Below are 18,842 nucleotides of genomic sequence, written 5' to 3'. Positions count from 1 at the left end.
AAGTGCCGCCGGTTCCTTGACAGGAGGATATCCGGCCAAACATTGGATTGTGCCGTTTCTCCGGCGCATCATGATATTCCGCCATCCCAGCCCTCTTCGGAGAACATGCCCCTTCCGCTCATCATCGCACTTCCGCTGGTTGGTGCCCTCGTGGCCCCTGCCATCGTCAGGATGTTGGGAGCGCGTCTGTGCGGGCTGATCCTTTCGCTGGTCCCGTTCTCCATCGCGGCATGGCTGCTGGTCGATCCAGCCGCTGGTGCCGCCGGATCATGGTCCGTGCCATGGTTGCCCGCGCTGGGCATCGACTTCGCCCTGAGGGTGGCGGGCCCGGAGACGCTGTTCCTGTTGCTGGTGTCTTTCATCGGAGGGGCGATCCTGATCTACGGAGGATGCTATCTGGCGAAAGACCCGCGGGTATCGCGCTTTTTCGTGATCATCCTGCTGTTCATGGCGTCGATGCTGGGGGTGATCCTGGCCGATGACATGGTGGTGATGTTCGTGTTCTGGGAGCTGACAAGCATCACGTCCTTCCTCCTCATCGGCTTCAAGCACGGTGACGCGGGCGCGCGGAAGGCGGCGCTGAAAGCCCTGCTGGTGACGGGAGGCGGCGGCCTCGCCCTGCTGGTGGGGCTGGTCGTGCTGTCGCAGATCTCCGGCGTGACCAGGCTGTCGCAGCTCCCATCCGTGGCGGACACGGCGGCGCAGAGCGTGCTTTTTCCCGTGGCCTTCCTCCTGATCCTGGCCGGGGCGTTCACGAAGTCCGCCCAGGTGCCGTTCCATTTCTGGCTGCCCGGGGCCATGTCCGCGCCCACGCCCGTCAGCGCCTACCTGCACTCCGCCACCATGGTGAAGGCGGGCATCATCCTGCTGGTGAAGCTGTGGCCCGCGTTCTCCGGCCTGCCGCTCTGGCAATGGACCATCACTCCCGCCGGTGCGGTGACCATGCTGGCCGGCGCGTCCATGGCGATCCTCCAGACGGACTTGAAGCGCCTGCTGGCCTACTCCACCGTGAGCATGCTGGGGGCCATGACCATGCTGCTGGGGCTGGGCAGTCCTGCCGCCCTCAAAGCCGCGTTCGTCCTCATCCTCGCGCATGGACTCTACAAGGCGGCGTTGTTCCTGGTCGCCGGCACCATCGACCACACCACCGGCACGCGCGACATCCGCGGGCTGAACGGCCTCGGCCGGTCGCTGCCCGTGCTCGCCGTGGCGGGGATCTGCGCCACCGTCTCCATGTCCGGCTTTCCACCGACGCTGGGATTCATGAGCAAGGAACTGCTGCTGGAGGCGGGACTCGCCGCCACGGGCACTGCCTGGAGCATCGTCATCGCGGGTGTCATCGCCGGTGCGCTGGGCATGGCGGTGGCCATCGCCTCCGGTGTGCGGCCGTTCTTCGGTCCGGCGAACGAACGTCCGCTGCATCTTCCCGATGCGGGCCTCATCATCCCGCCGCTGGTTCTCGCCGCGCTGGGGATCCTGCTCGCCTTGGTGCCCTCATACCTCGAGACGCGCCTCGTCGCACCTGCCGTCACGCCGCTGACCGGTGGGGGGGCGGGAGCACCGCTGTCGCTGTGGCACGGCCTGACCCCCGCGCTGGGCCTGGGGATTCTCACGCTGTTCCTCGGTTTCCTGCTCGACCGGTTCCGGATGAAGATCGACCGCGGGCGGGAGCTTCCGCGCTCCCTGGCCTGCCTCACACCCACGGCGATCTATCATTCCGGCATGGAGGGGCTGCTGCGGCTCGCCTCCTGGCTGACCGGCTGGATCCAGCACGGGCAGTTGCGCATTTATGTGCGGGTGACGCTCATTGCCGCCGCGGTGCTCATCCTGCATGCGGTCGTGCTTTCGAAAGGGCGCTTCTCCCTCGCCTCCACGGTGCCGGTGGAACCGTTCGGCCTCACGGTACTGCTCCTCATGAGCGCGTCCGCCATCGCCGCCGCACGCGCGCAGAGCCGGCTGCGCGCCATCCTGTGCCTGGGCGGAGTGGGCTACTCCGTCGCCCTTCTTTTCGTCGCCTACGGCGCTCCGGATCTGGCGCTGACCCAGCTTCTTGTGGAGACGCTGACGGTGGTCCTTTTCTCGTTCATCATCCTGAAGCTGCCGCAGATCCGGATCATCACGGACAAGCGCGAGCGCGGCTGGGACCTGCTGGTCGCCTGCGGAGCCGGGGTGGCGATGACGCTGGTCGTCTGGAAAGCCGTCCACGTCCGCGTGCATGATTCCATTTCCCCCGGGCTGGTCGAACGCTCCGCCACGGAGGGCTTCGGTCTGAATGTGGTCAATGTCATCCTCGTCGATTTCCGCGCGCTCGACACGCTGGGTGAGATCACCGTGCTGGCGCTGGCCTGCCTGGGTGTCACCGCCCTGCTGGCGGGAAGAAGGCGGAGGGGACGCCCCGCCCATTCCGAACTATTCAACTCCGGGGATGAAACCTCCGGCACCGGACGATGAACGAACCTCACAAACACTCCGATGACAGCCTGCTCCCCACGGCGGCGATGCTGGTGGTCCCCATCCAGTATGTGTTCGCCGTGTTCCTGCTGCTCCGCGGGCACAACCTGCCCGGCGGAGGCTTCATCGGCGGGCTGGTGCTGGCCAGTGCGCTGGTCCTCCGGCAGATGGCCAACCGCGGGAGGCAGCCGCGGTTCGAGCCGGTGGCGCTCGTTGGCATCGGCATCATCTGTGCGGTTGCCGCCGCATCCGCGCCGGTCTTCCTCGGGCAGCCGTTCTTCAAGGCGCTCTGGCTGGGCGAAATCTGGTTGCCCGTTCTGGGCATCCTGAAAGTGGGGACTCCGCTTCTCTTCGATATCGGCGTGTTCCTCGCCGTCACCGGTGTGGGCGCGAAGATCCTCTCGGTGCTCCTTTCCCAGAACCAGCCGCCGCCGGGCGGACGGAAAAACGACCAACCCCGCTGAACCATGGAAAATCTCCTGCCCATCGTCATCGGCCTGCTCTTCGGATGCGGCTGCTACCTCGTCATGCGGAGGAACATCGTCCGTGTCCTGCTGGGCATCATGCTGTTCGGCCAGGCGGCGAACCTCGTGATCTTCACCAGCGCCGGCCTCACGCCGGGGGAGCCTCCCATCATCCCCGCGGGTGAAACAACCATCACCGGCGACCATGCTGACCCGCTGCCGCAGGCGCTGGTCCTCACCGCCATCGTCATCGGCTTCGCCGTGCTGGCCTTCGCCCTCGCCCTCGTCCTCCGCGCCTATGAAAAGACGGGCAGCGATGACCTCGACACCTTCCGCAACTCCGAGAACTGAATGCCCCCATCCTCACTGCTGCTGGCACTGCCGCTGATCCTGCCGCTCCTGGCGAGCGGTGTGCTGCTCTGCGTGCGTAACCTGCCGGAAAGCCGGAGGCACGCGGCCAGCATCCTCACCTGCCTGCTCATCGTCATCTCCGCAGCGCTGTTGCTGGCGAGGGTGTCGGCGGAGGAAATCCTGGTGCTGGAGGTGGGATCCTGGCCCGCCCCCTTCGGCATCGTCCTGGTGGCGGATCTCCTTTCCGCCATCATGCTGCTCGTTTCCGCGGTCATCGGCCTGGCGGTCGCGGTGTATGCGGCGGGCCATGGCACCGCCCGTTTCCGCGGTTATTTTCCGCCCGTGTTCCTGCTGCTGCTGCTGGGTGTGAACGGCTCCTTCCTGACAGGGGACCTGTTCAACCTCTACGTGTGGTTCGAGGTGATGCTGATGGCTTCCTTCGTCCTCGTCGCGCTTCCCGGCGGACGCCTCCAGCTTGAGGCGGGGGTGAAATACCTTACGCTGAACTTCATCGCATCCACCTTCTTCCTCGTCGGTCTGGGGGTGCTGTATGGCATGACGGGCACGCTGAACATGGCGGACCTGGCCGTGAAGTTCCGGATGACGGAGGACATGAACCTCGTCGCCTCCAGCGCCGTCCTGTTCCTCATCGCCTTCGGCATCAAGGCGGGCATCTTCCCGTTCTATTTCTGGCTGCCATCCTCCTACCACGTCACCCCCACACCGGTGGCCGCGGTGTTCGCAGGTCTGCTCACCAAGGTGGGTGTGTATGCCTGCCTGAGGATCTTCACGCTCGTCTATGGGAACTATCAGGATCTCATCGGCTCCATCCTCCTGCCGCTGGGTATCCTGACCATGGTGACCGGCGTCTTCGGAGCGGCCAGCCAGTTCTTCATCCCGCGCATCCTGTCATTCCACATCATCAGCCAGATCGGCTACATGATCGTGGGCATCGCCCTGTTCACGGAGGGGGCGCTCACCGCCACCATCTTCTACATCGTCCACCACATCCTGGTGAAGACGAACCTGTTCCTCGTTGGTGGCATGATCAGCCGGAAGCTGGACACCCAGGCGCTGGATAACACCGGCGGCCTCTACCGGACCGCCCCGTGGCTCGCGTGCCTATTCCTCATTCCCGCGCTCTCGCTGGGGGGCATCCCGCCGCTTTCAGGCTTCTTCGCGAAGTTCTCGCTCATCCGTGAGGGCGTGGCCACCGGCGGGTGGGTGTTCGTGTTCTTCGCCTCCGCCGTGGGCCTGCTCACCCTGTATTCCATGGTGAAGATATGGAACGAGGCGTTCTGGAAGGATCTGCCGGACCGCTGGCATCCCCCGCACCGGCGGGTGCCACTGACCATGGCCGCGCCGTCCTGCGCGCTAGCCCTCTGCACCATCCTCATCGGTGTGTTCCCGGCGTCGCTCCATGATCTCGCCGCCCGGGCTGCCGCCCAGATCAAGGACCCGGACCTGTATATCTCCCGGGTGCTGGGCACGAAAACCGAGACCACCGGCACGCCATGAAAGTTCTCCAGGCCATCGCCTTCTGCTTCATCTACCTGCGTGAACTGCTCACGGCCACGGGCCGGCTCGCTTGGCTGGTGGTGCAGCCCCGTGTCCGGTTGTCACCGTGCTTCGCGGAGATGCCGCTGGATCTGCGGGGGGAGTTCCCCACGCTGCTCTTTGTCTGCCTGGTTTCCATGACGCCTGGCAGCCTCAGCGTCTCGCTGGACCGCGGGAGAAATGTCCTGCTGATCCACCTCCTCGACAGCCATGACCCCGGGGCGGAGATCGCCCGCATGAAACTCCAGTTGGAACGCCCGCTCATCCGCATCTTCGGGCAGGGCTGAACCGAACCCGCCGCCACTACCATGAACATCGTATTCAGCATCTGCTTCCTCCTGCTCGCCATCTCGCTCGCGCTCATCGCCGCGCGGCTGTTCCGCGGACCCACGGCGGGGGACAGGGTGCTGGCGACGGACCTGCTGGCGGTGTGCGCCGGATCCGCCGTCATCATCCACGCCATCGCCGGTAAGCGGGCGGTGTACATCGACGTCGTCGTGGTGCTCGGCGTCATCATCTTCTTCGGCACCGTCGCCCTCGCCCGGACCATATCGAACACCCCCAGGGATCCATGATTGATTTCTTCATCGCCTTTTTCGCGCTGGCAGGCTGCCTCGCGGTGTTGCTCGCCGCGGTGGGCATCTACCGCTTCCCGAATTTCTTCACGCGCGCCCATGCCGCGACGAAGGCCAGCGCCTTCGGCCTCGTCGCGCTGATGATCGCGGCCTGCCTGACCTTTCCCGGGGTGGCCACCGTCATCAAGTCGTTGCTGGCGATGTTCGCGCTCTTCCTCACGCTGCCTGTCGCCTCCCAGGCACTTGCCCACGCCGCGCGCAAGGGTGGAGAGCAGGATGAAGGTGAGGGGTAAGCCCGCTTTCCGGGCGGCTGGCTGGACGGTGACACCCGTGGGCTGCGTAACACCCGTTTCTGGAATGCACGCCGCAATCTGAGGATGGAATGGGTTGTGGTAAAAATATTGTGAGTCAGTGGCTTGTGTATTCGGTATGCAGGATGCGGTTGATCCTTCATCATGAAAATCCCAAGCCACAGAACCACTTTCCTTTCCACCATCTTCGCCAGTTCGCTGGTCATCACCGGCCTCATGGCACAGACAACACCCCAGAGGCCGGCGCCGACGCCCCCAACCAATCCGCCTCCGGCCCCCGCACCGGCGACTCCGCAAACGCCGCAGACTCCGACTCCCGCACCAACGGTTCCACAGAGGCCGGCACCAGCGCCCCCAAATCCTGCGCCAACGCCGGCACCCCGGACTCCTGCGCCTGCGCCTGCCCCTGCGCCTGCCCCTGCGCCTGCCCCTGCACCGGCACCCGCTCCGGGGACTCCTGGCCAGCCAAACGGACCGGCCCTGCCGGGTCAGCCGACATCACCCACGCCGGGCCAACCGGTCACACCGCCCGCTCCCGCCACCCCCGGTGTGCCGGATCGCGGAAATGGCACAGGCAGCGGTGGCATGAACGGAAACGGCAACTCTTCCGGCAACTCCGGCAACACCTCCGGAGGTGCGGGCCAGAATAACCAGAGCGGTGGTAATTCCGGAACTCGTGGTCTTCCCGTCGGGCCTGCGAATGACGGTGATCCGACCACCAACCCGACCCGTGGCAGCAGGCTGAACTCCACCATCCCCGGAACCGCCGGAACCCCCAGCCGTGGCAATGCGACCGGCAACGCCGACTATCGGGGTGGCAACACCAACTCCGACACCAAAGGGACGCAGGGAACCGGCAGCCGCAACAGCGCGGGTCCGGATTCCGGAGCACAAGGAGCGGCCAACCGCAGGGCGGCTGGAATTCCGGATGGTTCCAACTCCAATACCCAGGGAACAGCCGGTGGAGCGAACTCCGGGAACAACATGACTGGTTCCAATAACCAGAACGGTAACCAAAGCGGCAACCAAGGCGGCAACCAAAGCGGCAACCAAAGCGGCAACCAAAGCGGCAACCAAAGCGGCAACCAAAGCGGCAACCAAAGCGGCAACCAAAGCGGCAACCAAAGCGGCAACCAAAGCGGCAACCAAAGCGGCAACCAAGGCGGCAACCAAGGCGGCAACCAAGGCGGCAACCAAGGTGGCAGCTCCGGTGGTGGATCAGGCGGCAACTCCGGTGGTGGCGGTGGTGGCGGTGGTGGCGGTGGTGGCGGTGGTGGCGGTGGTGGCGGTGGTGGCGGCGGTGGTGGTGGCTCCGGCGGTGGTGGCAATTGATTCCCGGGTTCTCCCTCCGGCATCGGGTAAGGTGGGTTGGACTGCCCCTTACCTCCCAAAAAGCAAACCGGCAGAGTAGCGGGGGGACTTCTCTGCCGGTTGGTCGCGTCGGGGGGGAAACGCTTGATTTTCGGGGGGATGTTGCCGGCGTTTCCGGTCGGGTGGAATCCGTTCGCGCTGACAGGAAGACCATGTCACAAAACCGGACGCACCGGCATAACGCGGACGCGTGGGATGGCGGTCAGCCTATGGAGTGAGCGGGCGGATTCATGGGAGACCGCTGGTCTTCAGACCGGCGCCTTCATTCTGGAGAACCGGCGGATGGATCCTCTATTTCCTCTATTCGGTGAATGTTGGTTGCTTTTCAGACATTCCGGAAACGGGGCGATGTAGCAGGCGTATGGGGGCATCCATGCGCCTTTCCATCCTTTCCCTGCCGCTGTTTTCCCTGTTGGTTCCATTGGTTTTTTCTCCGCCGGCTTGGTGCCAGGGGGAGGCATCCGTGCGATGGAGGATTGGAAAACCGATCACCACCTACTGGGGAGGGCCGGGGTATCCGAATGGCGCGGCCCTCGATGATGCGGCAGCCGGGAGGCTGGCGGAGGCCGGATGGAACCTGGTGTGGTGCCATGAGCACGAACTGGATGTGGCCCAGCGTCATGGCCTGCGGGCGCACCTTTATCATCCGGTGCTGATGCGGCTGGATGTGCTGGACAACCCGCAGGCGAAGGCGGAGCTGGACGCCCTCATCGGCCGGGTGAAGGACCATCCCGCGCTGTACTCCTATCACCTGACCGATGAGCCTGACGCGGGGAAATTCCCCCGGCTGGGCAGGATCGTCGCCTATCTGCGGGAGAAAGATCCGGGCACCCTCGCCTACATCAACCTGCTGCCCACCTATGCCAGCAACGCGCAACTGGGCACGGAGGGGGACAAGGTCACCGCCTACCAGAAGCATCTCGACCGGTATGTGGACACGGTGAAACCGGACCTCATCAGCTATGACCACTACCAGTTCACCCGCAGCGGGGATGCGGGCGGCTATTTCCTCAATCTGGAACTCATCCGGAGGAAGTCGCTCGCGGCGGACGTCCCGTTCCTCAACATCGTGCAGTCCAGTTCCTGGGTGCCGGGGGAGGCCGCATCCCCGCACTCCCCGCGGGTGCCCGGACCGGATGAGCTGCGGTTCCTGGTGAACACCTCGCTGGCCTATGGCGCGCAGGGGATCTCCTACTACATCTACTCCCACCGGACGCATGAGGGTGGGATGGTGGACCAGGATGGTAACACCACCGCGCTCCATGATGAGGCCTCGGTGGCGAATCCCGCGTTCGTCGCCATCGCCGGAGAGTTGCAGCCGCTTTCATCGCTGGGAGCCTGGCACTGTGGCATGAGGCCGGACGGTGCGGAGATGCTGCGGAAAGACGCGCCCTTCCGCTTGGAGCCACCGCTGCCGGAAAAGGAGATGAAACCGGGCGAGCGCGCCCGTGGCGTGGTGTTGGGATTCTTCGGCGCGAAGGGAGCGTCACCGGAAGCGGCGTCCCATGTCATGGTGGTGAATCTGGACTACCGGGAGGACATCTCCGTCACCCTTGCCGGGCCGGGGGCGATGGAGGTGTTCGACGCAACCGCGGGCACGTGGTCCGGTGCGGGCGGGAAGAACGTGCGGCTCGACCTGGGGAAAGGCGGCGGAAAGTTACTGCGGGTGAAGTGACCGGGTGCAGGAGGATCCGCATCCCCGTCTGTGTCGCCCGCGGAGGGACCGGCCTCAGCCGCTGGAACCTGCGGACGTTCCCGGTGAAACAGCGCGCTCTTCGGCAGCGTAGGGAAAAGGCCCATGGGAAACATCCGTGGGTGGTTTCACATTCTTATTTTATGCTCAGGAAAACGATGTTGGTGGGTTGGTTGGTGGGGGCGCTTTTTCTGCCTATGGGTGGTTTCGCGGCGGGGGATGTGACCTTCGCATCCGGGGTGAACATCCACTTTACGGATGCGAAGCCGGGCGAGCTGGAGATGCTGAAGGCCGCCGGGTTCCGCCACATCCGCATGGACCTGACGTGGCAGTCCACGGAGCGCGAGCGGGGCGTCCATGACTTCTCCGCATACGACCGGCTGACGGCGGCACTGGAGAAGCACGGGCTGAAGGCCTACTACATCCTCGACTACTCGAACACGCTCTATGAGAAAGAACGCTCCGTACGCACGCCGGAGGGGCGGGCCGCTTTCACGAAATGGGCGCTCGCCGCGGTGTCCCATTTCAAGGGCAGGGGCGTCTGCTGGGAAATTTGGAACGAGCCGAACGGCGGGTTCTGGAAGCCTACGGCGAACGTGCATGAGTATGTGGAAATGGCCCTCGATACCTCGAAGGCCATCAAGGCGGCGTTTCCCGGCGAGTATCTCAGCGGACCCGCGACGGCGGGGATGGACTTCGCTTTCCTGGAGGAATGCTTCAAGGCGGGCCTGCTGGAGTGGTGGGACGGAGTGACCGTCCATCCATACCGCCATGGCGGGCCGGAGACGGTCGAGATCGAATACCACGAGGCCCGCAGGCTGATCGGCAGATACGCTCCGCAGGGGAAGAAGATCGACCTGATCTCCGGCGAGTGGGGTTACTCCTCGGTCTGGTCCGGGCATGACGCGGACACGCAGGGGATGATGCTGCCGCGGCAGTGGCTCATCAATGCGGCCAATGGCATACCCGTCTCCATCTGGTATGACTGGCATGATGACGGCGCGGATCCGAAGGAGCCGGAGCATCACTTCGGCACGGTGCGGCACACGTATCACAAGGACCGTGATCCGGTCTATGACCCGAAGCCATCCTACCACGCCGCGCGGACCTTCAACCGCGTGCTTTCCGGGCACCGCTTCGTGAAGCGCATGACGCTGGGGGATTCCGATCTCCACGCGCTGCTGTTCGGGAAGGAAGGGGAGACGGTCGTCGCCGCGTGGTCATCCCGCCCCGGCTCCCGGAAGGTGGCCCTGCCCGCGGATGATGGGACCTTCAGGGTGGTGGATCACCTCGGGGCACCGGGGCCGGACGTGGTTGCGGCGGATGGGCGGCTGGAGTTCCAGATCAGTGACAAGCCGGTGTATTTCATTCTTCCCGGAAAGAACCCGAAGCTGGAAGCGACCCCGGAGGCGCTGCGGGTGAAGCTTTCCGTCGTCCCCAGCTCGGGGAAGGAGATCATCCTGAAGATCGAGAATCTGTCAGGACGTGAGCTGGACTCCGTGGTCGCGCTGAAGGGCCTGAAGGGTGTTTCGGTTAAGGAGATCTCGCGGGCGGTGAAGGTTCCCGCCGACCAGGCGGCGGTCGATGTGAGCTTCCCGCTGACGGAGGCACCGCAGGAGATCTATGAAATGGGTGCCTCCCTGACCGTGGGGGATGCCGTGGTCTCCAATGTCCAGCCGCTCGCCTTCCATCCCGTGGACGAGTCACCGCTGGACGGCGCGAAGGCGGGAGGCGAAGGGGATGAAAAGGTCGAGGGTGTCTTCACGCTCAAGGAAGAAGCCGCGCCCGAACCCTCCCCCGGCGGTGCGGGCAGGGTCATGCGGCTGGACTACCGCTTTGGCGACGGGTGGAAATACGCCACCGTCTATCCCGGAGCGAAAGGCCCCCTTCTGAAAAGCCGCGATGGCTCCGACCGTGGCCGCGCCCGGTTCGGCATGTGGATTTACGGCAACGGCAGTGGACTGCATCCCCGCCTGCGCATCCAGGACGCGCTGGACCGGGTGTGGCAGCCGTCGGGCAAGCCGGTGACATGGAAGGGCTGGAACTACGTCCAGTTCCAGCTCGACGAGGGAACCGCCCACTGGGGAGGCAAGGACGACAAGAGTTTCCGCGGACCGAAGTTCCCGCTGCGCTACCAGACCGTGTTCCTTTTCGACAACGGCCCCCGCCTCGCCACGGAAGGGACGGTGTGGTTCACCATGCCCGTGCTGATCCTCGAATGATGCGCTCACGCTCCGGCACGGCGCACGTGCCGCCGCAGGAGAAGCTGGTGTCACCGGGCGGGTTGTAAGCGATGCTGAAATACGAGCCATGCGTCACCGCCTGCTCCAGCGTGATCGGGCGCGCATGGAGGAGATTGTCCTCCGCGCTGTGATTTCAAGGCCCGAGAGGGGGGCGGCATCTGGAAAACCTAAGTCATAGGTTTTCAAAAATGGTGCGCGATACTGGGTTCGAACCAGTGACCCCTACCGTGTCAAGGTAGTGCTCTACCACTGAGCTAACCGCGCTTCCTTTGTGTCGCCCGTCGGGCGGGCGCGAAGCTAGGATGGTGGCGACTCTCCGTGCAACCCTTTTTTTGTGTTTGTTGGCGGTCGGGGAACGGGAGGCCTGAAATGAAAAAGAAAAGGGCGGGAAGTCCGGAGACTTCCCGCCTTTCATGAAACATCTGGAACTACGCGAACAGCAGTTTCGCTGGTTGGTTGGGGCGAGCTGTTTGCGGGGTCAAAGGATCAGGCTTTCTTTGCAGCCGCCTTCTTCGCCGGTGCCTTTTTAGCGGGGGCCGCTTTTTTGGCTGGGGCTTTCTTTGCGGCGGCTTTTTTGGCCGGTGCCTTCTTGGCTACCTTTTTGGCGGCGGCTTTTTTGGCCGGAGCTTTCTTGGCGGGAGCCGCTTTCTTGGCGACGGTCTTCTTCGCTGCCTTCTTCACGGTTTTCTTGGCGCTTTTCGCTGCCACCTTTTTCGCCGCTTTCTTGGCTACCTTTTTGGCAGGAGCCTTTTTGGCGGGTGCTTTCTTAGCCGGTGCTTTTTTGGCAGGAGCCTTTTTGGCGGCGGCTTTTTTGGCCGGAGCTTTCTTGGCAACTTTCTTTACGGCTTTCTTCGCGGTTTTGGCCGCGGCCTTCTTCGCTGTTTTTTTTGCAGCCATGGCTTTGTGTCTTTGGAGTTCGCGTTCGATGTTGGTTTTCTCTTCCGGAGTTAACTGACCGGCGGAGAGGATAGCGAGGATCGCCTCATCGAGCCGTCCTCCAAAAGCGTTGAGGAAGTCATGGGTCGCGCTCCTGACGATGACTTCCTGGTTGTAGGTCGCGTCATAGACATGGGCGCGGCCTTCGGTGGTGATGCGCTTTACGAGCTTCTTGCGCTCGAGGCTCTGCATCACGGAGAGCACGGTGGTGTAGGCGCGTTCCTTTCCATCGGGAAGGGCGGCATGCACCGAGGAGACGGTCGAGGGTCCATCGTGCCAGATGACGGAGAGCGCCTGGAGTTCGAGGTTGGATGGATGGGATGGCCTGGCCATTGGATTCACCTCAAGTGGTTTCAACGATGAAACTAGTAGTTTGGTTAAACGTCAAGTTGAAACACGTGGAAAATAAAGATTTGTGAAATATTTTTGATCGTGCCGCGGAAGCCGTTTTTTACTATATATCTAGTATTAATCATTGGCGTCGTTCCCGCGTGTGGAATCCAGCTTCGGAGGGCTGATGGATGGGTTGATCCGGGCGAGCCCGGCCCATAACTCCGCCTCACCCGCGGAGCCGAATGATATGATGCCGCCGTCCTCCGAGACGAGCACGAAGGTGGGCAGCTTCTGGATGCCCATGCGCGGGCTGAGCGGATCACGCACGTCATCGATAAGCCATGCGCCGGCGGGTTCCGCGCCGATCATCGAGCGTGTGTCCGTGAGGGCGGATGGGGAATGGTCCATGACCATGGTGGCGACGGCGACTCCCTTCGGTGTGACTTCATCCACGATCCTGGCGAAGTCGGGGAGCAGGGCTTCGCACTCCGCGCTGAGAGGTGACCAGAACTGGAGGAGGAGCGCCTTCTTGTCTCCGATGGTTTTTGAAAGCGTCACCGGATCTCCGGTGGCGACGGGGAGGAAGGTTTCCGAGAAGTCCACCTTCATCCCTGCCAACCTATCCTCGAGCCGGATGCGTTCGATGTGCGGCGCGAAGGCGTTGCCTTGCTTCGGGCTGAGCCAGAAGGCTTCGGTGATGTGGGTTTTGAAGGCGGCCTTGTCCTTCTTCTCCAGGGCGTCGAGCGCGCTGACATACTCGATCACCGCCAGCCATTCGTCGCGGGTGGCGAAGATCTCGGAGTCCCCGAGCCTGAACGTGTCCTTCCGTTCGAGGAACCGCGGGAGCAATGCGGCGATCCGCGCATTCTCGTTGCGGTCCACGTGGAAGACGAAGCGCGCCTCCAGCACGGCCTGGTCCGTTACTCCGTGCTTCTTCGCTTCGGTGATGGCCGCTTCCAGTGCTTCCGGCGAGGAGCGTTCGCCCAGCAGGCGTTCGATGGCGGCTTCCTTCGGTGACGCTTCCGGTGTCCCCGGACCGGCTTGCTTCGGCTCGGCGGCCGCCGCAAGCGCGGTGAGGATCAAAAGCAGGGAGGAAGGAGGAAAGCGCATGGAGGAAAGGTTGCCGGAGCGGTGCGGCTCCGCTGGAACCCGCGGATCAGTTGGCGGGGATTTTGAGTGTCTTGCCCAGCACGACGATGTCGCTGGTCATGCCATTGGCGGCCTTGATGGAGGCGATGGAGACTTTGTATTTCCTCGCGATGCCGCCGAGCGTGTCGCCTTTGACGACGGTGTGCGTGGCAGCCACGCCTCCGCCGGTGGATGGAACGTGTGCCGGTGCGGATGGAGTGGAAGGCGCCGCCGGGATGTTAGGGGTGTAGGCGGAGCCAGCGTCCTCATACGCGGCGGGCGTGTCGTAGGTCTGGTTGGACGGTGCGGGAGCATCGTATCCGGCATCAGCGGGAGCGTAGCTGGTGTCGTACTCGTCGTTCTTCGTCGCGCAGGAAGAGAGTGCGATGGCAATGGCCGATGGAATGATCAGCTTGATCGGGTTCATTGGTATGTGTTGTTAGCGGATGGATTGAATTTTGGAAAGAACGGAAGATGAAAATCTCACGTGATTCGCATCGCATGATGAAACGATGCGGAGCGTGGGGTTCATTCAAAATGATTCACGCGCGGAAGCGGAAGAAAGAAGACGCCACATCGTTGGTGTGCGACTCGAGAGCGTTGATGTGCTCTCCGCGCAGCGAAGCGATGAACGAAGCGGTGTGCGAGACGAAGGCAGGCTCGTTGCGCTTTCCGCGATGCGGCTCCGGAGCGAGGTAAGGCGCGTCCGTCTCCAGCATGAAAGTCCCCGCCGCGCATGAGAGGATGGTCTCCCTCACTTCACGCGCGCTTTTGAACGTGGCGACGCCACCGAAGGAAATGATGCCTCCGAGATCGAACACCCGGCGCGCGTTGGCGGCGGTGCTGATGAAGCAGTGGAAGACCGCGCGGACATCCTTGTGATACTCCGCGTAGATGGACAGCGCGTCATCGAGCGATGACTGGCCTTCCTTGTCACGGGTGTGGATGACGATGTTGAGGCCGGCTTCCGCGGCGAGACGGAAATGCTGGTGGAGGAACGTCCTTTGCCGTGAGCGGAAGCTTTCCTTATCCCAGCCATCCGGCGCGGGGTGGTAGTAGTCCAGCCCCGTCTCACCGATGGCGCACACGCGGGGATCCGCCACGTATGCGGCGAGTTTTTCCATCGCATCGTCAGGCGCGTTGTGGACATCACACGGATGGATGCCGATGCAGGCGTGCACGGATGGATGCCGTGCGATGGAAAGGTTCGGCTCCACATCCTCCAGGCACGTCGCCAGGGTGACCAGCCGGTTCACACCCGCGTCATGCGCGTGCTGGATGAGGGACGGAGCTTCCTCCGGAGAGAAGCGGTGGGAGGCGAGGTGGCAGTGGGAATCCGTCAGCATGAATCAGTGTTGGAGCGCGGAGAGGAGTTGGGAGATCTTGTCGAAGTCCTTCACACCGGGGGCGATCTCCGCGCCGGATGCGACATCGAGCGCGGCGGGGCGCACCGTGGAGGCGGCGAGCGCGGCATTTCCGGGGATGATGCCTCCGGCGAGAATGATGGGGAGCGTGGGATGGTCTTTCTTGAATGCGTTGGCGACGTTCCAGTCGAACGCCTCCCCCGTGCCGCCATAGACGCCGGGTGCATGGGCATCCAGCAGGATGGCGGATGCGCCGAACCCGGCGGCGAGGGACAGGTCGGAAAGGGTCTTCACACCGATGGCCTTGATGAAGGGGATGCCCGCCGTCACGTAGGGCGCGGCATCGGACGGCCGTTCATCGCCATGAAGCTGCACGACATCGATCAGCCCTTCGTTGAAAAGACGGATGGGCAGTTCCGGATCCTGGTTCACGAACACACCCACGCGCAGGATTTTTCCGGCGAGTTCCTTGAGGAAGGATGCGTCCTCCGGACGGAGGTGGCGTTTCGACTGCGGCCAGAAGTTCGCGCCCAGCGCGGGCACATCGTGGTCCACCAACCGCTGTGCGTCGCCGGGGGTGGTCACACCGCAGATCTTCAGCGAAACATGATCGGTATCCAGGAAGCGTTCGAGCGTCACGCGGGGAAGCTAGCGTGGAATCCGTCTTTGTGAATGGGGAAGTTTCGGTGGACGGGTGTGCGCCGGAAAGGGTAGGGAATGGGGTGTGTCCATGAGGTTCATTCTGATATTCCTGGGGTTGGCAGGCATCGTCCATGCGGAGCCGTTTGATGTGTTGGTGTATGGCGGGACCCCGGCCGGCATCGCGGCTGGGGTGACGGCGGCGAGGGAGGGGGCGTCCGTGGTGGTGATCGAGCCGACACCATGGATCGGTGGGATGGTGACCGGCGGGCTGGCGCGGAGTGACATCGGGAAGAAGGAAACCATCGGCGGATTTCCGAAGGAGTTTTTCACGAAGGCGGCGGAAGGGCTGGAGGAAAAGTGGATGTGGTATGCGGAGCCGAAGGCGAACCTGCGTGCGTTCGAGGCGCTGCTGTCGGAGGCGAAGGTGCGGGTGGTGAAAGGACAGACGCTGAAATCCGTGAGGAAGGAGGCGGGGAAAATCATGGCGATCACCACCGCGGACGGGACGGAGTATCCAGCGCTCCAGTTCATCGACGCTTCCTATGAAGGTGACCTCATGGCGATGTCCGGCGTGGGTTACCGGGTGGGGCGTGAGAGCAGGGCGGAGTATGACGAGCCGCTGGCGGGATTCCACCCGATGCCGGTGAGGCCGCGTCCGAACGAGATCATGGCCAGCGGAAAGATCGGCCCCAGCTACATCCACGGAACACCGGCGAAGATTTCCGCGCTGGACGCGAATGGTGAGCCGATCCACGGGGTGAGGAAGATCAGCGCGGAACGGGGCAGCGCGGACGGTCTCACCCAGGCCTACAACTTCCGGGTGGTGGTGACGCAGCGGGGGGACATCAAGATTCCTTTCCCCAAGCCCGCGAACTACCAGCCGGAGCGGTATGAACTGCTGCTGCGGCTGATCCATGCTTTCCCGAAGGTGGCGTTCAACCGCCTGTTCCATCTGGGTGAGATCGCGAACGGGAAATATGATCTCAATGCACAGGGGCTGTTCTCGACCGACTACCCCGGAGGGAATACCGGCTATCCGGATGGAGACTGGACGGAAAGGAGCAGGATCCGGCAGGACCACATCGACCACATCCAGGGGATGCTGTGGTTTCTGGGGAATGACGGGCGCGTGCCGGAGGAACTGAGGGAGGAAACGAACGGATGGGGGCTGTGCCGGGATGAGTTCACGGACCACGGGAACTGGCCGTACGCATTATATATAAGGGAAGGCCGCCGGATGAAGGGTGCCTATGTGATGGTGCAGGCGGATTGCCAGCGTGCGGTGCGGAAGCCGGACAGCGTGGGCATGGGTTCGTTTGTGATCGACTGCCACATCGTGCAGCGCATCGTGGCGGATGATGGCACTGTGGCGGATGAGGGATCATTCCCGGATGCTCCCTCCCAGCCCTACCAGATTCCTTACCGCAGCCTGACTCCGAAGGAGGAGGAGTGCGTGAACCTGCTGGTGCCTGTCTGTTTCTCCGCCTCCCACATCGCGTATTGTTCGATGAGGATGGAGCCGGTGTATATGGCGATGGGGCAGGCCTCCGGGCTGGCGGCGGTGCGGGCCGCGCAGGGAAAGGTGCCGGTGCAGAAGATCGATGTGGCCGCGCTCCGCGACAAGCTGAAGGAGCAGGGCGCGGTGCTGGAGCTGGACATCCCCGGAGCGGTCATGGCGGAGGAGCTGCCGGGCGTGGTGATGGATGATGCGGAGGCGGAGTTCGTGGGCGACTGGACGCACAGCGGCTACGGCGCGCCGGTGAATCTGAGCAGCAGCCATGACGGCGGGCTGGGGAAAGGGGAAAAGAGCGCGACCTTCCGCCTGACGGTGCCAAAGGCCGGCAACCATGAGTTGAGATTCTACTACAGCGCCGCCTCCAACCGTGCGTCGAACGCGAAGGTCACCATCCTGCGCGGCGACCGCAGCTCCACCATGGAGGTGGACCAGCGGAAGCTGGCGGCCTTTGCCTCGCTGGGAACGTCGAAGTTCGCCGCGGGGGAGGAAGTGGTGGTGAAGGTCAGCAACGCGGATGCGGACGGCATCGTCTCTGTGGATGCGGTGCAGTTGCTGCCGGTGAAGTGAGGGTTGGCCTCTGTCTGCCCGGGTGTTGGCAGGGATCGCATTGCGGCATAGCTACTATGTCCGCTTCGCTCCCATTCCATGCGGTCCGGATGCGTGGACGGCATCGGATCCGGTGATGCGGATAGGATGATGTCTGTTAGGGGCCGGAGCAGCTTGGAGATAGCGGGCTACCCCCGCCGGACGCCATGGAATGGCATCCCTGCCATCATCACCGGATGAAAGCCGCGGAGGTGCGGGCCGCTCACATCTTCACGATTTCCACGCGGCGGTTCTTTGACCGGCCCTTGTCATCCGTGTTCGGGGCGAGCGGGGCGGCCATGCCGACACCCACGGGGATCACGCGGTCCGCAGGGATCTTGTATTCTCCGGTGAGGGCGGCGGTCACGGCGGTGGCGCGCTTCAGGGACAGCGTCTGGTTGTAGTTGAGGTCACCCTGGTTGTCCGTGTGGCCGACGATGAGGTAGGTGCCTTTCCCGGCGCTGATGGCTTTTGCCATCTCGGCGAGGGACTCGGCGGACTCCGGCTTGATGTCCGACTTGTCCGTATCAAAGAACACGCCGTAGATGGCGATCCGGCCCTCGGTGTCGATGGAGCTGGTGATCTCCTCAGCCTTCACCGCGGTCATGCGGGTGTCCATGGCCTTCGTTTCCAGGATGTCCACGCGCGCGACGACGTTGCCTTTCTCCAGCTTGTGTCCCTCCACCAGCTTGTCGAAACCGGTGCCCACGTCATCCAGGCGGAAGGCATAGATGGAAACATAGATGTCGTTGCCGCCCTTGCCCTTTCCCTTGAGGACGGCGTAGCGCTGCTCGTCCTTGTTGAACTCATGGAGATACTGGAGCTGGTCGGTCTTTTTCGCGATGGGGAAGGTCCGCTCCACGAAGCGGCCGTAGCCGTCATCCAGCTTGTCATTCTCCGCGGTGAAGAGTGTTTCGTAGCCAGCGGGTTTCAGCTCCGCTTCGTATTGGCGCACGGCTTCCAGGGTGGTGGAGTCCGCGGGGAGCTTGTAGTAGAGGGTGGTGAGCTGGCCTTCCGCCTTGTCGCTCTTGGTTTTCTTGAATTCCTGGGTGCCGTAGTCGAACTCCACGCGCTCAAGCTGGATGGTGAGTTCATCGAACTTCGACGCCTTGTGCCAGATGATCTCGGAGCCGGTGATGCGTTTGAAGTCCGGATGGTCCTTGGACCCCGCGGCGTCCTTCGCGGATAGGAGCGGAGCGGTGAGGCTGATGAGTGCGGCGGCTAACAGAGATCGTTTCATGGCATGTCGTAGATAAGGTAGGTGCGGACAAAATTCAAGATCCTCCGCAGGTTTGGTGTTGGCAGTTCGTGCGAACAGCGGT

The 18,842-nt window shown here is 63.4% G+C and carries 17 protein-coding genes and 1 tRNA gene; 11 read left to right on the top strand and 7 right to left on the bottom strand.

The features are described from left to right. Positions 1-105 precede the first annotated feature (105 nt). The 10 genes from KF712_11200 (at position 106) to KF712_11155 (ending at position 10,995) form a co-directional block, all read left to right on the top strand. Positions 106-2,451 carry a DUF4040 domain-containing protein gene (locus KF712_11200; GenBank protein ID MBX3741550.1) on the top strand — a complete coding sequence of 782 codons (2,346 nt, stop codon included), beginning with the start codon at positions 106-108 and terminating at the stop codon, positions 2,449-2,451. Further along, positions 2,448-2,915 carry a hypothetical protein gene (locus tag KF712_11195; protein MBX3741549.1) on the top strand — a complete coding sequence of 156 codons (468 nt, stop codon included), beginning with the start codon at positions 2,448-2,450 and terminating at the stop codon, positions 2,913-2,915. Before KF712_11200 ends, KF712_11195 begins: the two co-directional genes overlap by 4 nt. A 3-nt stretch (positions 2,916-2,918) precedes the next feature. Beyond that, on the top strand, positions 2,919-3,266 hold the full coding sequence (locus tag KF712_11190; protein MBX3741548.1) for a Na+/H+ antiporter subunit C: 348 nt from the start codon (positions 2,919-2,921) through the stop codon (positions 3,264-3,266). Further along, positions 3,267-4,784, top strand: coding sequence for a hypothetical protein (locus KF712_11185; GenBank protein MBX3741547.1), 1,518 nt, complete (start codon positions 3,267-3,269; stop codon positions 4,782-4,784). It abuts the gene before it with no gap. Then, on the top strand, positions 4,781-5,110 hold the full coding sequence (locus tag KF712_11180; protein MBX3741546.1) for a Na+/H+ antiporter subunit E: 330 nt from the start codon (positions 4,781-4,783) through the stop codon (positions 5,108-5,110). Before KF712_11185 ends, KF712_11180 begins: the two co-directional genes overlap by 4 nt. A 21-nt stretch (positions 5,111-5,131) precedes the next feature. Continuing rightward, complete coding sequence (locus KF712_11175; GenBank protein ID MBX3741545.1) at positions 5,132-5,398, top strand: hypothetical protein; 267 nt, start codon at positions 5,132-5,134, stop codon at positions 5,396-5,398. Then, positions 5,395-5,691, top strand: a complete 297-nt coding sequence (gene mnhG, locus KF712_11170) for a monovalent cation/H(+) antiporter subunit G (protein MBX3741544.1) — start codon at positions 5,395-5,397, stop codon at positions 5,689-5,691. Before KF712_11175 ends, mnhG begins: the two co-directional genes overlap by 4 nt. Positions 5,692-6,258: 567 nt before the next feature. After that, positions 6,259-7,041: a hypothetical protein gene (locus KF712_11165; protein MBX3741543.1), complete on the top strand. Its 783-nt coding sequence runs from the start codon at positions 6,259-6,261 to the stop codon at positions 7,039-7,041. A 412-nt stretch (positions 7,042-7,453) separates the two neighbouring features. Continuing rightward, a complete protein-coding gene (locus KF712_11160; protein ID MBX3741542.1) occupies positions 7,454-8,755 on the top strand; it encodes a hypothetical protein in 1,302 nt (433 codons plus the stop codon). A 215-nt stretch (positions 8,756-8,970) separates the two neighbouring features. Beyond that, on the top strand, positions 8,971-10,995 hold the full coding sequence (locus KF712_11155; GenBank protein MBX3741541.1) for a cellulase family glycosylhydrolase: 2,025 nt from the start codon (positions 8,971-8,973) through the stop codon (positions 10,993-10,995). Between the two features lie 210 nt (positions 10,996-11,205). Here the strand turns inward: KF712_11155 and KF712_11150 are convergent. The 6 genes from KF712_11150 to KF712_11125 form a co-directional block, all read right to left on the bottom strand. Then, positions 11,206-11,280: transfer RNA gene (locus KF712_11150), tRNA-Val, on the bottom strand. A gap of 222 nt (positions 11,281-11,502) precedes the next feature. After that, a complete protein-coding gene (locus KF712_11145; GenBank protein MBX3741540.1) occupies positions 11,503-12,285 on the bottom strand; it encodes a BlaI/MecI/CopY family transcriptional regulator in 783 nt (260 codons plus the stop codon). 135 nt (positions 12,286-12,420) lie between these two features. Continuing rightward, a complete protein-coding gene (locus tag KF712_11140; protein MBX3741539.1) occupies positions 12,421-13,395 on the bottom strand; it encodes a hypothetical protein in 975 nt (324 codons plus the stop codon). Positions 13,396-13,441: 46 nt separating this feature from the next. Continuing rightward, complete coding sequence (locus tag KF712_11135) at positions 13,442-13,840, bottom strand: LysM peptidoglycan-binding domain-containing protein (GenBank protein MBX3741538.1); 399 nt, start codon at positions 13,838-13,840, stop codon at positions 13,442-13,444. A gap of 115 nt (positions 13,841-13,955) precedes the next feature. Beyond that, on the bottom strand, positions 13,956-14,759 hold the full coding sequence (locus tag KF712_11130; protein ID MBX3741537.1) for a TatD family hydrolase: 804 nt from the start codon (positions 14,757-14,759) through the stop codon (positions 13,956-13,958). A 3-nt stretch (positions 14,760-14,762) separates the two neighbouring features. Then, positions 14,763-15,416 (bottom strand): phosphoribosylanthranilate isomerase, encoded by a 654-nt coding sequence (locus tag KF712_11125; GenBank protein ID MBX3741536.1) that lies wholly within the window; start codon positions 15,414-15,416, stop codon positions 14,763-14,765. A 91-nt stretch (positions 15,417-15,507) separates the two neighbouring features. On the opposite strand from KF712_11125, the gene KF712_11120 reads away from it, so the two are divergent. Next, complete coding sequence (locus KF712_11120; GenBank protein MBX3741535.1) at positions 15,508-17,502, top strand: FAD-dependent oxidoreductase; 1,995 nt, start codon at positions 15,508-15,510, stop codon at positions 17,500-17,502. A gap of 241 nt (positions 17,503-17,743) precedes the next feature. Here KF712_11120 and KF712_11115 read toward each other — a convergent pair whose 3' ends face one another. Beyond that, positions 17,744-18,760, bottom strand: a complete 1,017-nt coding sequence (locus KF712_11115) for an OmpA family protein (protein MBX3741534.1) — start codon at positions 18,758-18,760, stop codon at positions 17,744-17,746. Between the last annotated feature and the right edge of the window lie 82 nt (positions 18,761-18,842).

The sequence above is a fragment of the Akkermansiaceae bacterium genome (assembly GCA_019634595.1).
Lineage (GTDB): Bacteria > Verrucomicrobiota > Verrucomicrobiia > Verrucomicrobiales > Akkermansiaceae > Luteolibacter.
This window is presented reverse-complemented; position numbering and strand designations above follow the sequence as displayed.

Excerpts from the sequence above, each read along its gene's own strand:
- KF712_11200 (MBX3741550.1), top strand. The coding sequence starts at position 106 with ATGCCCCTTCCGCTCATCATCGCACTTCCGCTGGTTGGTGCCCTCGTG.
- KF712_11195 (MBX3741549.1), top strand. The coding sequence starts at position 2,448 with ATGAACGAACCTCACAAACACTCCGATGACAGCCTGCTCCCCACGGCG.
- KF712_11190 (MBX3741548.1), top strand. The coding sequence starts at position 2,919 with ATGGAAAATCTCCTGCCCATCGTCATCGGCCTGCTCTTCGGATGCGGC.
- KF712_11185 (MBX3741547.1), top strand. The coding sequence starts at position 3,267 with ATGCCCCCATCCTCACTGCTGCTGGCACTGCCGCTGATCCTGCCGCTC.
- KF712_11180 (MBX3741546.1), top strand. The coding sequence starts at position 4,781 with ATGAAAGTTCTCCAGGCCATCGCCTTCTGCTTCATCTACCTGCGTGAA.
- KF712_11175 (MBX3741545.1), top strand. The coding sequence starts at position 5,132 with ATGAACATCGTATTCAGCATCTGCTTCCTCCTGCTCGCCATCTCGCTC.
- mnhG (MBX3741544.1), top strand. The coding sequence starts at position 5,395 with ATGATTGATTTCTTCATCGCCTTTTTCGCGCTGGCAGGCTGCCTCGCG.
- KF712_11160 (MBX3741542.1), top strand. The coding sequence starts at position 7,454 with ATGCGCCTTTCCATCCTTTCCCTGCCGCTGTTTTCCCTGTTGGTTCCA.
- KF712_11155 (MBX3741541.1), top strand. The coding sequence starts at position 8,971 with ATGGGTGGTTTCGCGGCGGGGGATGTGACCTTCGCATCCGGGGTGAAC.
- KF712_11145 (MBX3741540.1), bottom strand. The coding sequence starts at position 12,285 with ATGGCCAGGCCATCCCATCCATCCAACCTCGAACTCCAGGCGCTCTCC.
- KF712_11140 (MBX3741539.1), bottom strand. The coding sequence starts at position 13,395 with ATGCGCTTTCCTCCTTCCTCCCTGCTTTTGATCCTCACCGCGCTTGCG.
- KF712_11135 (MBX3741538.1), bottom strand. The coding sequence starts at position 13,840 with ATGAACCCGATCAAGCTGATCATTCCATCGGCCATTGCCATCGCACTC.
- KF712_11130 (MBX3741537.1), bottom strand. The coding sequence starts at position 14,759 with ATGCTGACGGATTCCCACTGCCACCTCGCCTCCCACCGCTTCTCTCCG.
- KF712_11120 (MBX3741535.1), top strand. The coding sequence starts at position 15,508 with ATGAGGTTCATTCTGATATTCCTGGGGTTGGCAGGCATCGTCCATGCG.
- KF712_11115 (MBX3741534.1), bottom strand. The coding sequence starts at position 18,760 with ATGAAACGATCTCTGTTAGCCGCCGCACTCATCAGCCTCACCGCTCCG.